General features: G+C 52.1%; 14 protein-coding genes. 3 read left to right on the forward strand and 11 right to left on the reverse strand.

The window, feature by feature from the left end; genetic code table 11:
- Positions 1-209 precede the first annotated feature (209 nt).
- The 3 genes from ACED87_RS04505 to ACED87_RS04515 all read right to left on the reverse strand — a co-directional run bounded on the left by ACED87_RS04505 (position 210) and on the right by ACED87_RS04515 (position 5171).
- Positions 210-1991 (reverse strand): RNA-directed DNA polymerase, encoded by a 1782-nt coding sequence (locus ACED87_RS04505; RefSeq protein ID WP_449083935.1) that lies wholly within the window; start codon positions 1989-1991, stop codon positions 210-212.
- Between the two features lie 168 nt (positions 1992-2159).
- Positions 2160-4166 (reverse strand): threonine--tRNA ligase, encoded by a 2007-nt coding sequence (gene thrS, locus ACED87_RS04510; protein WP_449083933.1) that lies wholly within the window; start codon positions 4164-4166, stop codon positions 2160-2162.
- A gap of 105 nt (positions 4167-4271) precedes the next feature.
- The gene (locus ACED87_RS04515) at positions 4272-5171 is read right to left on the reverse strand and encodes a DNA-methyltransferase (protein ID WP_449083931.1); all 900 of its coding nucleotides are present in this window, start codon (positions 5169-5171) and stop codon (positions 4272-4274) included.
- A gap of 141 nt (positions 5172-5312) precedes the next feature.
- Here ACED87_RS04515 and ACED87_RS04520 point away from each other — a divergent pair, with 141 nt between their 5' ends.
- A complete protein-coding gene (locus ACED87_RS04520) occupies positions 5313-5612 on the forward strand; it encodes an ArsR/SmtB family transcription factor (RefSeq protein WP_449083929.1) in 300 nt (99 codons plus the stop codon).
- A gap of 3 nt (positions 5613-5615) precedes the next feature.
- Positions 5616-5939, forward strand: a complete 324-nt coding sequence (locus ACED87_RS04525; protein WP_449083927.1) for a hypothetical protein — start codon at positions 5616-5618, stop codon at positions 5937-5939.
- Between the two features lie 118 nt (positions 5940-6057).
- Here ACED87_RS04525 and ACED87_RS04530 read toward each other — a convergent pair whose 3' ends face one another.
- Positions 6058-6882: a fumarylacetoacetate hydrolase family protein gene (locus ACED87_RS04530; protein ID WP_449083926.1), complete on the reverse strand. Its 825-nt coding sequence runs from the start codon at positions 6880-6882 to the stop codon at positions 6058-6060.
- Positions 6883-7064: 182 nt separating this feature from the next.
- Here ACED87_RS04530 and ACED87_RS04535 point away from each other — a divergent pair, with 182 nt between their 5' ends.
- Complete coding sequence (locus tag ACED87_RS04535; protein WP_449083924.1) at positions 7065-7571, forward strand: GNAT family N-acetyltransferase; 507 nt, start codon at positions 7065-7067, stop codon at positions 7569-7571.
- Between the two features lie 112 nt (positions 7572-7683).
- On the opposite strand, the gene ACED87_RS04540 is transcribed toward ACED87_RS04535, so the two are convergent.
- From ACED87_RS04540 to nrdI, 7 genes are all read right to left on the reverse strand, one after another.
- On the reverse strand, positions 7684-7878 hold the full coding sequence (locus ACED87_RS04540; protein ID WP_449083922.1) for a hypothetical protein: 195 nt from the start codon (positions 7876-7878) through the stop codon (positions 7684-7686).
- Positions 7851-8567 (reverse strand): lipoate--protein ligase family protein, encoded by a 717-nt coding sequence (locus ACED87_RS04545; protein ID WP_449083920.1) that lies wholly within the window; start codon positions 8565-8567, stop codon positions 7851-7853. The genes ACED87_RS04540 and ACED87_RS04545 overlap by 28 nt, the downstream gene beginning before the upstream one ends.
- Positions 8567-9400, reverse strand: coding sequence for a GNAT family N-acetyltransferase (locus ACED87_RS04550; protein ID WP_449083918.1), 834 nt, complete (start codon positions 9398-9400; stop codon positions 8567-8569). Before ACED87_RS04550 ends, ACED87_RS04545 begins: the two co-directional genes overlap by 1 nt.
- 212 nt (positions 9401-9612) lie before the next feature.
- Positions 9613-10587: a class 1b ribonucleoside-diphosphate reductase subunit beta gene (gene nrdF / locus ACED87_RS04555; protein ID WP_449083916.1), complete on the reverse strand. Its 975-nt coding sequence runs from the start codon at positions 10585-10587 to the stop codon at positions 9613-9615.
- A gap of 107 nt (positions 10588-10694) precedes the next feature.
- Positions 10695-11186: a MarR family winged helix-turn-helix transcriptional regulator gene (locus ACED87_RS04560; protein WP_449083914.1), complete on the reverse strand. Its 492-nt coding sequence runs from the start codon at positions 11184-11186 to the stop codon at positions 10695-10697.
- Between the two features lie 157 nt (positions 11187-11343).
- The gene (gene nrdE / locus ACED87_RS04565; RefSeq protein WP_449083912.1) at positions 11344-13524 is read right to left on the reverse strand and encodes a class 1b ribonucleoside-diphosphate reductase subunit alpha; all 2181 of its coding nucleotides are present in this window, start codon (positions 13522-13524) and stop codon (positions 11344-11346) included.
- Complete coding sequence (nrdI, locus tag ACED87_RS04570; RefSeq protein ID WP_449083910.1) at positions 13488-13934, reverse strand: class Ib ribonucleoside-diphosphate reductase assembly flavoprotein NrdI; 447 nt, start codon at positions 13932-13934, stop codon at positions 13488-13490. Before nrdI ends, nrdE begins: the two co-directional genes overlap by 37 nt.
- Between the last annotated feature and the right edge of the window lie 117 nt (positions 13935-14051).

Genomic DNA, 14051 nt, shown 5'->3' on the forward strand with positions numbered 1-14051 from the left:
GCTCATATTTTTGCCGCGGGTGGGGCCGTTGTCTAGTTGGTGGGTGTGGGGTGCGTGTCTACTTTTGAATAAGCCTCTATAATTAATTATTCAAGAGAAGCAAGAATCACATCAACTGCACTTTATTCACAAAGCTCAGCACACCCGGATTGACTCTGGGCAAAACCATAAACCTAATAATTGAACAAAAGTGGGGAAGATTAGATAATCTACAAATCAGATAGGTTAATTAGATTAACATCGTTATCAAGCAATTCTTCGTAGAATTTTGAGACGACATCACCCTTATTGATATTGAATATATATCTACTATTTAATTCTGTCTTAAATCCTCCCTTTCGATAATTTTTATAACCTTTTCCCATGGAGTATTGGCTCACAACCCTCTTTTCTATATATCCTGAGCTAATAAAAGTGTAAATAAAGTAACGTAGCAGCCAGTGTTGCTCTCTCATTCTTGAATAGTTTGAAAGATCTTCATATGATGAGTGAGTTTGTATAAGTACCGAATCTATTTCTGACAGAATGTTTAACCAATCATTTCCGGATTGAATATTTCTATAACAAATCATTATAGCTAATATCATACTGAAGTCATCTGAGTCTACAGTGAAAATGTCTTTAACATACGATTGGATTTCAAAATGTACTTTAAATTCATAGGCGTACAGTAAAATTTGATATAACTCTTGATGGAGATTGTTTTTAGAATATAATTTTATCAAACTTGAAATATTCAATTTATCCGAGTAATATTTATTTACTATCCTATTTATCTTTAAAGATATATCATTGCCATAATCTTTAAGCACAGTGGAAAATCTTAGAAAATTATTAGTTAATGACGGGTTAGAAAGAGAAATATCAAGCAATCGTTCAAAAATGCTAATTCCATTAGAAGTTCCAGATTCTAGAAATACTTCCGAAATTCGATCGGTGCTAGTGTCCTCATTACTGATTTTAAAACGCAATGATGCAAATAGATATTTTAGGTAACCCTTTCCACCAGATTTCTCATCATAAACACAACGGTCAATCACATTATGAATTGAAGAACGCAATGTTGAATCCCATTTTCGAGAATTCAACTCGAGATTCCAGTTTTTTATGAATGCCTTACTATGCTTTTCTGCACTTGGATAACTCTCAACATATGTCTTAAATGTATTAATATTTAAACCCAACTCATTGCAAATAGTTGTAAATTCGCGTAAGAACCCTTCTTTTTCTTGCTCGCTAATATAACTAAACTTAAAATCATCAACGTATCTTGTAAATGTTTGATAATTTGAACTACGCAACCTAGCATCAAAAAAAGTCATGTAATATTCAGTCACAACCCTTGCCATCAATGTCCCTGTAGGGACACCGTGCGTTTCACCAAATTGACAGTTTCTAATAAGCTGATCAAGGTCCAGAGCAATTTGCCCAGGTATAGTAGTTTTTCTGGAGGCTTTGGCTTGATTTTTTCCGCGTTCTGCCCAATCAATGCTATGAGTATAAAGAGTTGGGTAAAAATTTGATAAATCTAAATTTAAAACACTTTTCCCAAATTGTAAAATATTTTTTTCTATTTCTTTTGTTTTTTCATATTCATACCCTTCGATATTGAAATATTTGGAAGTTGAGTTAATATCATTCTTAAAAGCGGTTTTAATTATTTCTTTTTTATCGACTAGGAACTTACAGATAATATAGTAGGAGTAAAAATTTGGAAATTTATACACACGTCTCGTAAACTCTGTCTTTGATATTGAAAATACTAAAGGTTCAGTATCTAGTCGTTCTTCCGGCAATGATATCTTACTACTATTAAGGATATCAATCAGCTCCTCCAGATCAAACAGGCCCTCATATATCGAATCCGGCAATCCGTAATTAACCGATTGATCATAATGATTGATTTTTATTTTTATTGGAGCATCATAATATCCGTATTTTATTAAGTTGTTTAAATTAAAAAAATTACTATAAATATCCTGCCTGGTCAATTTTCTCCTCCAGCATCAACACTAATTATAAATTAGGTTTATTTACAAAACATCAACTTTTCGTTGAATTAGGTTAGTCGCCCTATGAACGAAGTGAATCAGGATATAAGCAATAGCATTTGAACCCTTTTATGTGATGAGCCTTAATGAGTAAATTATATCTGCTTTCTATTGTAAGGAGATAGAATCCTCATTCACCCGCTCTTCAATATGCTTCACGATTCGTTCCACGGCCTCGTCCACGGGCACGCCGTTTTCCTGGGAGCCATCGCGGAAGCGGAAGCTGACCGCGCCGTTCTCGGCGTCCTCGCCACCGGCAATCAGGATGAAGGGTACTTTCTCCTTAGACGCGGTACGGATCTTCTTGGGGAAGCGGTCGGTTCCGTAATCCACCTCGACTCGTACGCCGCGGGCCTTGAGCTTGGCAGCAACCTCACCCATGTAGTCATTGAAGGCCTCAGCAACCGGTACACCAATCACCTGAACGGGTGCCAGCCAGGCAGGGAAAGCACCGGCGTAGTGCTCAATGAGCACGCCCATGAAACGCTCAAATGAACCGAACTTGGCCGAGTGAATCATGACCGGCTCCTGGCGGGTGCCATCTGATGCCTGGTATTCCAGGCCGAAGCGGGCGGGCTGGTTGAAGTCATACTGCACGGTCGACATCTGCCAGGTGCGGCCGATTGCGTCCTTAGCCTGCACAGAAATCTTGGGACCGTAGAAGGCTGCACCACCCGGGTCAGCTACCAGTTCCAGGCCGGTGTCGGCTGCGACCTTCTCCAGAATGGCGGTTGCTTCTTCCCACTGCTCGTCCGTACCGATGAACTTGTCCTTCTTATCGCCCTCGGTGTCGCGGGTGGAGAGTTCCAGGTAGAAGTCGGTCATGCCGAAGTCCTCCAGCAGGGAGAGCATGAACTTGAGCAGGTGGGCCACCTCAGCAGGTGCCTGCTCCTTGGTGACGTAGGAGTGGGAGTCGTCCTGGGTAATCATGCGCACGCGGGTTAGACCTGAGAGCACGCCGGACTTCTCGTCACGGTAGACAGAGCCGAACTCGAAGAGACGCAGGGGCAGCTCACGGTAGGAGCGGCCGCGGGAGCGGAAAATCTCGTTGTGCATGGGGCAGTTCATGGCCTTGAGACGGTAGGCCTGGCCGTCGTCTTCCATGGGCGGGAACATGCCGTCTGAGTAGTAGGGCAGGTGGCCGGAGGTGTAGAAGAGATCTTCCTTAGAGATATGCGGGGTCTTCACATACTCGAAGCCCTCTTCAATGTGGCGGGCGCGCACGTAGTCCTCCATGGCGCGCAGAATCACACCACCCTTGGGGTGAATCACGGGCAGGCCGGGGCCAACAGTCTTGGGGAAGCTGAAGAGGTCAAGTTCTTCACCCAGGCGGCGGTGGTCGCGGCGCTCAGCCTCAGCGATGCGGTCCTTATAGGCAACCAGCTCTTCCTTAGTGGGCCAGGCAGTGCCATAGATGCGCTGCAGCATGGGGTTCTTCTCAGAGCCACGCCAGTAGGCGCCACCGGAGCGCATGAGCGCGTAGCCGTTAGCAATCAGCTTAGTGTTGGGCAGGTGAGGGCCGCGGCAGAGATCCTTCCAGACGGTCTCACCCTTCTTGTTCACGTTGTCGTAGATGGTGATTTCGCCCTCCCCTACTTCAACGGAGGCGCCCTCAGCGGCGTCCGCGCCGGAGCCGGGGCCCTGGGATAGAGCGAGCAGTTCCAGCTTGTAGGGCTCGTTAGCCATCTCGGCCTCAGCCTCAGCCTGGGTGACAACGCGGCGGCGGAAGGTCTGACCGCTCTTAATAATCTTCACCATGTTCTTCTCAATTTTCTTGAGATCCTCAGGGGTGAAGGGCTCTTCAACGTCGAAGTCGAAGTAGAAACCGTCGGTAATGTAGGGGCCGATGCCGAGTTTGGCGTCCTTGCGGTATTCCTGCACGGCCTGGGCCATGACGTGCGCGGTAGAGTGACGCAGGACGTTCAGGCCGTCTTCCTCGTGGATAGACACGGGTTCAACGGTGCAGCCATCAGTCAGTTCGGTGTACAAATCAACCAGAGTGCCGTTGATACGGGCAACGACGATGTCAGGGTTCTCAGCGAAGAGGTCGGCTGCGGTGGTGCCTGCCTCAACCTGCTGGGCGGCACCTGCGACGGAAATGGAAAGAGCGGACAAAATTGTCTCCTTTAGATGTGCCCACCCCTACAACGGGTGAGCTCGCTTTACATCTGCACGGTACGAGGGTGCAGAACAAAGCCAATTTTACCGCTTCTAGGCCATTTATCGCTGTTTCTTGCGCAATGACACCTTATGAGTGGTCTTCGCTACATCAAGAGAGGCTTTAGCGCGAGACTTCTTAAAAGTGGTCTCTAACCCGTCTACAGCCTTGAAACGCTTGCGCATGACCTTAATAGCCTCAGGGTTCTGGTCAATAAGCAAGAACTTTCGGTCAAGCTGGGCACAGGCGTGACCAGTGGTACCAGAACCACCGAAGAAGTCCAGCACCCAATCCCCCTCAGCACTTGAAGCCTGAATAATGCGGCGCAAAATACCCAGGGGCTTCTGGGTGGCGTAACCGGTTTTCTCCTTGCCGCTGGGTGAGACAATGGTGTGCCACCAGACGTCCGTAGGTAGCTTGCCGATCTCCGCCTTCTCAGGGGTGACCAGCCCGGGCGCCATGTAGGGTTCGCGGTCTACAGCCTCAGAATTGAAGTAGTAGTTCTCAGGATCTTTGACGTAAACCAGAATATTGTCGTGCTTGGCAGGCCATTTCTTCTTGGACTTAGCACCGTAATCGTAGGCCCAGATGATCTCGTTCAAGAAGGACTCGCGGCCAAAGAGGGCATCGAGCACCACCTTGGCGTAGTGCACCTCACGGTAGTCCAGGTGTAAGTAGAGTGTGCCACTGGGTTTGAGAAGGCGCCAGGCCTGCATGAGGCGGGGCTCTAGGAACTCCCAGTAGTTCTCAAAAGAATCTGAGTAGCCGTAGATATCGCCCTTAATGGTTTCGTAGGTTTGGCCCTTGTAGCCAACCCGGCTGGCACCCTCAGCGCGCACAGTCTTAATGCTCTGGCGCTTCTGCACCTTGCCGGTGTTAAAGGGAGGGTCGATGTAGATGAGCTGGAAGCTCTCTGCGGGCAGGTTTTTGAGCACGGCGAGATTATCGCCGTGAATCACCATGCTGGTGCTGCTTTCTGACCACAAAGAACGTTTTGACACAAGGTACAGAATACCCCAAGCTCTCCCCCGCCTGCCTGCGCGGCGAGTGAGGGTTAAACCACGCCTTGACAAATAAAGAGTTCTTTATATAAAGTTTTATTTATGAAACCCGTTGAGAGTTACCCGCTAGAAACCTACGAACCGTCCGTAGCGCTCTTCTCAGCACTAGCGCACCCCCTGAGACTGGCCATCTGCCACCACCTCATGGAGCGCCCCCACACTGTCAGCGAGCTTCACACCTGCATAGGGGTATCACAGCCCCTAGCCTCCCACCACCTCAAAATACTCAAAGAGGCACAGGTCATCACCAGCACCCACGAAGGGCGAAACACCTTCTACCAGCTAGCAGATGACCACATCAAACACATCATCGCCGACGTCCACCACCACACAAAGGAATAAACAATGACTACCTCACCCCTGCACCGCGAAGCAGAAACCCACGAGCACACCCACGGCACCGACTGCGGCCACCGCTCAGTAGTACACCTCGACCACATCGACTACCTCCACAACGGCCACGCACACCGCGAGCACGGCGACCACTACGACGAATGCAACACCTGCGAATGCAAGGACTGCAACGACGCCTGCGCCAACTGCGACTGCAAGAACTGCGACTGCGCAACCTGCAACCACAACACCTGTGAATGCAAGGACTGCAACGACGCCTGCGCCAACTGCGACTGCAAGAGCTGCGAATGCGCAACCTGCGAGCACACCGCCTAAGTAGCTAAATAGCTCAAAGCTCATACAGCAAGAAACCTGCAAACCGCCCAGCGGCTTGCAGGTTTCTCTATGCCCTAAAACCCCCAAAAATAGTGGCCCCTTCTGATTCTCAAGGCACCTAGAGCACCTTGCACTCGTTGGTCAAAGAACCAATACCCTCAATCTCAGAAACCACCGTCTGCCCCTCGCGCAGCCACTGACGCGGGCGCACAGAAAGCCCCACCCCGGCAGGAGTCCCCAAAGCAATAAGATCACCAGGTTCAAGCGTCATAAAAGTAGAAATATAGCTCACCACCTGAGCCGGAGTAAAAATCATAGTGGCAGTAGTTCCCTGCTGCCGCACCTGACCATCAACACTACACGTCATAGCAAGACCACCTGCAATATCAAGCTCATCAGGGCTCACAATTACCGGGCCAAAAGGCGTCATACGGTCCCAATTCTTCCCCTGGAACCACTCAGAGGTGCGCCCCTGCCAATCACGCACAGACACATCATTCAAAACGGTATAACCCAGCAGGTGCTCATCCACCTGCTCTTCAGGAATGCGACGGCCCCGGCGGCCCACTACCGCGCACAACTCCACCTCCCAATCAATCTTGGTGCTCTCCGCAGGAAGCTCAATCACCTCACCCGGCCCCACCAAGGCATTACCGAACTTCGTAAAAAGAGTAGGATACCTAGGTAGCTGCGCCCCCACCTCTTCAGCATGATCAGTAAAATTCAGCCCCACACACAGCACCCGCTGCACCTGACTCAAGGGAGCAATAAAATCCCCAGAACTCACCTGGGCAGGCTGCGCCCCCACTTCTTCAAGGTCATCTGCAGGTAATACCCCCGCGCTCACAAGATCCTGCAGGGGCTGGTCAAGCTCGTACCAGCGTCCGCCCTGTTCAACTACTGCGTGGGCCGCACCTGCCCGCCTGACCTGTGCAAACTTCACCCCGGCCGTCCTTTCTGCTCAACTGTCTCAACACCCCTAGTCTGCCAGCTAAGGAGCTGCCCTAGAGGGCAATATTCTGTTGACAAGGTGAATAATCGGCGAAACCGTAGGCAATCATCAGCCAACAGAGTATTCTATACATCACAGTGTAAATCAAAATCCGACCCACAAGGAGGCCCACCATGAGCGGCTTGATTACCCTGATTTCACGCACCACAAAAGCGCGGAAACCCCTCACCATCAGCACCCGCCTGGCCCAGCTCGACGACGCCGAAGCCCTGGCGCGACTCTACTTCGCCTCCTACGACGGCGAACGATTCGCCTCACAAGCCGACGCCACCACCGAAATGGAACGCATACTCAAAGGCGAACACGGCGACTTCTACACCGAAGCCTCACCCGTAGTCGTTGACGAGCACGGCCGCATCATCGCAGCCTCCCTCTGCCTCAAACACCGCATGGTCACCGAACCCAAGGACATCCCCACCATCTACGAGCTCTTCACCGCAGCCTCACGCCGCCGCGAAGGCCTAGCAGAACAGCTCATCCGCCGCAGCATCGACCAGATGTTTGATGACGGCTACGAGCAGGTCTCAGTGCGCATCAGCGAAAATAACGCCGCAGCACTAGCCCTCTACCTGACCCTAGACTTCAACCGCTGGTTCCCCGAAGACGACGACATTCTCTAGACACCAGAGACTATCTAGCCCCCCGGTAGCCTAGACCCCTGGCAGACCAGTCAGTAAGTCCTCCACCGGGTCCAACAGGTACGGGGCATTGTTGCGCACATTACCCACGTCCTTACTGGGTGGACGCACCCGCCTGCCCGCCAGCGTCCGCACCCGCCAGCCCGGTAGGGCTCACCAGCCGGTCGACCAAAATCGGCACCGTACTGGTGGGCGCCACATTGTAATTAGTGATAGGGTCGCTGAGTTCAACCCCAGCCAAGTACTGGGGGTGCTCCTGGGCTAGCTCAAGGGCATAGCGTCCACACATGAAAAACCCTCACTTTCATAGGCCTCAATCACAGCATCTTCAAGATCATCAACGGTTAATAAAGGTTCAATATCAGTTGCTGCACCCACTGTTGCCGGGTCAAGGGGAAGACCAAGAGCCTCATAAACACCGGCAGTCACAGCCCGCAACTCATCAGCCCCAGCAACCACAATGCCCGCAGAGAACCACCAAGCCCCCACAACCACACGCTGAGCAGTACCAATCAGCTTAACCCGCCGGCCACCAGGCAACTGACCCCAAACCGAATACTCACCCGGGCAATACTCACCCGGTAACTCACCCACACCAGCAGGAACACCCAGCCTCGTAAGAGCCTGCGCAAACATAGCCCCAAAAACACCATACCGCTCATGATTACCGCTCACAGCATCAGAAGCCCTCTGAAAATGATCCACCACCAGGCACCCCGAATGGTAAGCAGCAGCATGCCCACCCACCGTCCGCACCAGAGGCTCAAACCCATGATTCTGTGCAACATCACGGGCCTGAGAAAAGCAGGGGTTAAGCTCATCCCTGCGACCAAAAGCCACCGTCGGCTCAGGACGGTAAAGCCGCAACGTACTAGGAGCCTCCCCCCTACCTACTGCGCGGACGGTCATCAGTGCAGAATCAACCAGCTCGGCCATGGTTCCACTGGTTGCGGGATCAACCCGCTCAAGGTGCAGCATCAGTCCACCGAAATCTCATTCAAACTCGTCGACACAAACTCCCACCAGGCCGGGCGCAAACCCGCATTCAAAGCAACCTGCTGGCTAATAATATGCGACGGGCTAGTACCATAAAAAGGCACAAACCCCTCAGCAAGAATAGCCTGCGACAGCTCTCTGACCAGGTAAGAGGCCAAACCCCTACCCCGGTGCTCAGGTAGCACATCAATCCCAATCTGGCGGCACCAATCAGAATCCTCACTAGCACCAGCCAAGGCCACCAGGCCCCCCTCAGCATAAGCACCCAGCACCTGCACATCAGGGCGCAACTCCTTAAAACCCAAAGCATTCTCAAAATCAGGGTTATCCCGGTAGCAGGCGAACTCTGAAGGTTCCAACCAGCGCACCGTATAACCCCCGGCAGTCAAGCCGGGGCGGGCGTCCGTACCTTGGGAAGTAAAAAAATCCCTACCAGGAGTAAAAAAGAGCGAAGTACCGCTCATCTGCAGAGCGTAGGGGGTGAGGTAGTCGTTGAGCTTACGCAATTCAGAATAGTCCCCCACCCAGTTACCGTTGTCGCCCGCTAGCAGGTTATCCGCCGCCTCACGTACTCGCGGGTGCTGGGCGCAAATGACAGTGAGCCCCCGGTAATTAATCAGACGCAACTCCCACTGGTCCCGGTAACGGCGGCGGGCCGGGTGCATCTGGTCGAGGGGGATTCGACGCGCTGAAAGATGGGTCGAGCCGTGCTGCTGGGCGATATCAATGGCCTGCTCCGGAAGGCACAGGTCGATGGACAGCTGGGCAGCCAAAATCTTCTCGGCCTGCTGATAGCTGGTAATAGGCGCGGGCATGGCTCTCTTTCTGCTCGGAGGGTTCAATATCAAGGGTACTCGCTTTAGGTGAATCAGTTTTACCCCGCATTTATTCTGTTTTACCCGCAACTAGTTGCGGCTTTTTCAGAATAAGTGCGGAGGCTCGGTTTCACTCCCATAAAAACAGCCCCTCACCGCTCCCCTAGTTCGGGGTATGGCGAGGGGCTAATCTCTAAGTGTGACTAGGCCTTTTAGAAGTCCCAGTCCTCATCTTCAGTGTTTACGGCCTTACCGATCACATATGAGGAGCCGGAGCCGGAGAAGAAGTCATGGTTCTCGTCGGCATTGGGTGAGAGAGCTGAAAGGATGGCCGGGGAGACGTTGGTGACGGAGGCCGGGAAGAGGGCCTCGTAGCCCAGGTTCATCAGTGCCTTGTTGGCGTTGTAGTGCAGGAACTTCTTGACGTCCTCGCTCAGGCCAACACCGTCGTAGAGGGAGTGGGTGTAGGCCACTTCGTTCTCGTAGAGTTCGTAGAGCAAATCGAAGGTGTATTCCTTGAGTTCTGCCTGACGCTCGGGGGTTTCCTTCTCAAGGCCGCGCTGGAACTTGTAGCCAATGTAGTAGCCGTGTACGGCCTCATCGCGAATAATCAGGCGAATAAGGTCTGCGGTGTTAGTGAGCTTGGCGTGTGAAGACCAGTACATGGGCAGGTAGAAACCTGAGTAGAAGAGGAAGCTCTCTAGCAGGGTTGAGGCGACCTTCTTTTTGAGGGGGTCATCGCCCTTGTAGTAGTCCATGACGATGCGAGCCTTCTTCTGAAGGTGCTCATTTTCGGTGGACCAGCGGAAGACTTCGTCGATTTCTTTGGTGGAGCAGAGGGTGGAGAAGATGGATGAGTAAGACTTGGCGTGCACCGACTCCATGAAGGCGATGTTGGTGTAGACGGCTTCTTCGTGGGCGGTGACGGCGTCAGGTAGTAGGGACACAGCGCCGACGGTGCCCTGGATGGTGTCCAGTAGGGTCAGGCCGGTAAAGACGCGCATGGTGAGCTGCTTTTCTTCGTCAGTCAGGGTCTTCCAGGACTGCACATCGTTTGAGAGCGGCACCTTTTCGGGTAGCCAGAAGTTAGCGGTCAGTCGGTCCCAGACCTCAAGGTCTTTTTCGTCTTCGATGCGGTTCCAGTTGATAGCTTCAACGTGTTTGACCAGTTCGACCTTCTCACTCATGGTAATGAGTTCTCCTCTTGTGGGGTGGTTGGGGTGCCTGAAAATGGCTTGGTTCTATTCTTTCACCCTTAGCCAGAATTTGCACCTGGCGCGGCTGGGTGAACATCTTAGGGGCGGACGTCCGCGCCCGCTTCTTCTTGCTGGGCGGCTAGGCGTTCGGCCTTGGTTTCCCTGTCGACCAGACGGCGTAGCAGGGGCAGGGCCGCAGCGAGTTGTGCGGCCTCTTCTGCGGTCAATATTTCGTCGGCTCGCTCTACGATCCAGCGGTCGCGGCGGTTGATGATGGAGTTAATGGTGTTACTCCCCTGGTCTGTTAGGTAGAGCTCTTTGCGGCGTTTATCGTGCAGGTTTTTGCCTGAGGCGATATAGCCGCGGCGCAGGAGTGAAGCCACGATTTTGTTCATGGACTGTGGTGTCATGCGCTGGAAGCGGGCTAATTCAGCACCGGTCTGCCTCGGGGCGGCCTGTAACTGGGCGAGTACGGTTTCTTCAGCAAATGAGAGTGGTGAGTGGGAGTCAGTTTCGTTCCTCAGTCGTCGATGCATTCTAAATACCGAGTAACGTAAGGTTCCCGCCTGCTCGTATGAAAAATTTTTCATGGGCGCCAGCCTAAAATAATCAGTTTAACTTATCAGTTATATAGATTATAAAGCTTGGCATAGAAAACCCGCCACCCCACACAGAAGATGACGGGCCCTCCCAGCCGGGGCAGGCGTCCGCACCTCAAAGGCACAAACCCCTACCCCACCTCAAGCTCTAGAGCATACAGCTCACACAGCCCTCAACCTCAGTACCTTCGAGAGCCATCTGACGAATACGTGAATAATAGATGGTCTTAATACCCTTGCGCCAAGCATAAATCTGAGCCTTATTAACATCGCGGGTAGTAGCGGTGTCCTTAAAGAAGAGAGTCAGCGACAGCCCCTGATCAACGTGCTGGGTAGCAACAGCGTAGGTGTCAATAATCTTCTCGTAGCCAATCTCATAAGAATCCTGGTAGTAATCCAGGTTCTCATTATCCATGTAAGGAGCCGGGTAATAGACGCGCCCCAGCTTACCCTCCTTACGGATCTCAATCTTCGAAGCAATAGGGTGAATCGAAGAAGTAGAACCGTTGATATAAGAGATAGAACCGGTGGGAGGAACAGCCTGCAAGTTCTGGTTATACATACCGTGCTCAGCTACATCGGCCGCCAGCTGCTGCCAATCCTCAGCAGTGGGCACAAAGTGGCCAGCGAAAAGCTCACGGGCCCGCTCAGTCTCAAAATCCCAAGTCCCGTTAATGTACTTCTCGAAGAACTCCCCCGATGCATACTTAGACTTCTCAAAGCCCGCAAACGTCTGCTTGCGTTCACGAGCAATCTCCATAGAAGCACGAATCGCATGGTAGGTGACGGTGTAGAAGTAAATATTGGTGAAATCCAAAGCCTCTTCAGAACCGTAGTAAACGTGCTCACGAGCCAGGTAGCCATGCAGGTTCATTTGACCCAGGCCAACAGCGTGGCTCATAGAGTTACCGCGCTCAATAGAAGGAACAGAAGCAATATCAGACTGGTCAGAGACAGAGGTCAGGGCACGGATAGCGGTGCCAACAGTCTTGCCCAAGTCGCCGCCGTCCATAGCCAGGGCAATATTCAAGGAGCCGAGGTTGCAGGAGATATCCTTACCAACGGTCGCGTAGCTCAAATCAGCGTTGTAAGCAGAGGGCTCAGAAACCTGCAAAATCTCAGAGCAAAGGTTAGACATGATGATCTTGCCGTCAATGGGGTTAGCCTTATTGACGGTGTCTTCAAACATGACGTAGGGGTAGCCAGACTCGAACTGAATCTCAGCTAGGGTCTGGAAGAACTCACGAGCATTAATCTTTGACTTCTTGATGCGAGCATCATCAACCATCTCGTAGTACTTCTCTGAGACGTTAATGTCTGAGAACGGCACCCCGTAGATACGCTCAACATCGTAGGGCGAGAAGAGATACATGTCCTCATTCTTCTTAGCCAGTTCGAAGGTGATATCAGGAATCACAACACCCAAGGAAAGGGTCTTGATGCGGATCTTTTCGTCGGCGTTTTCGCGCTTGGTGTCCAAGAAGGAGTAGATGTCGGGGTGGTGGGCGTGCAAGTAGACTGCACCTGCACCCTGACGGGCACCAAGCTGGTTAGCGTACGAGAAGGAGTCTTCTAATAGCTTCATCACGGGGATGACGCCTGAAGACTGGTTCTCAATCTTCTTGATGGGTGCCCCAGCTTCACGCAGATTGGTCAGGGCGAAAGCCACGCCACCGCCGCGCTTAGAGAGCTGCAAGGCAGAGTTAATAGAACGCCCAATGGATTCCATGCTGTCTTCAATGCGCAGCAGGAAACAGGAAACCAGCTCACCGCGCTGCTTCTTACCGGCGTTGAGGAAGGTGGGGGTAGCAGGCTGGAAGCGGCCGGAGATAATCTCTTCAACAATTTTGGTGGCCAGTGCCTCATTGCCTTCTGCCAGTAACAGGGCAACCATCACCACGCGGTCTTCGAAGCGTTCTAGGTAGCGCTGACCGTCAAAGGTCTTGAGTGCGTAGGAGGTGTAGAACTTGAAGGCACCTAGGAAGGTGGGGAAACGGAACTTCTTAGAGTAGGCCAGCTTCGAGAGAGATTTGACGAAGTCGAAGGAGTACTTCTCAAAGATCTCAGGCTCGTAGTACTGGTGCTTGATGAGGTAGTCAATCTTTTCTTCCAGGTCGTGGAAGAAAACAGTGTTGTTGTTGACGTGCTGTAAGAAGTACTGGCGGGCTGCCTGACGGTCTGCCTCGAACTGAATCTGGCCCTTCTCGTCGTAGAGGTTCAGCAGGGCGTTCAGTTCGTGGTACCCCATACCGCGATATTTTTCGGGGGTGCTTGGGTCCTCGTGGCCGGGTTCTACGCTGAGGCCGGGTACAGGGAGTTTTGAATCCAAAATTTTTCCAATCCTTCTTTAACAGTTTCTACGTCTTCTTCGGTGCCCATGAGCTCAAATTTGTAGAGCACTGGAACGTGGCATTTAGCGGCGACTTTTTCTGCTGCTACGCAGAAGAGTTCACCGAAGTTGGTGTTTCCCGAGCCGATGACTCCTTGTAGAAGTTCCCGATTGTGGGGGTTATTGAGGAACTTCACGGCCTGGGGCGGGATGGACCCTGACCCCCCGGGCCGCCCGTAGCTGGGGATGCACAGCACATAGGGGCCGGTAACCTGTGGGGGTTCTTGGCTGGTTTTCAGTGGCAGCCGGATGCTTTTTATTCCGGTCTTCTGCACGAACTTGTGGGTGTTTTCTGAGATAGAGGAGAAGTAGACGATGGTGGGTTGGCCGGTGGTGTCTGTGGTGTCCATAGGGGCAGGTGCCTGGATCTAGTCGTGCTGGTTAGGGGTGCACAAAGTGCGAGAAAATGCCCTGGGTGCGGACGCTGGTGGGCGCTGCCTACTCCCCCGGGCAGGTGTTTATGGGGT

The organism is Rothia sp. 32237D007AR (assembly GCF_053544675.1).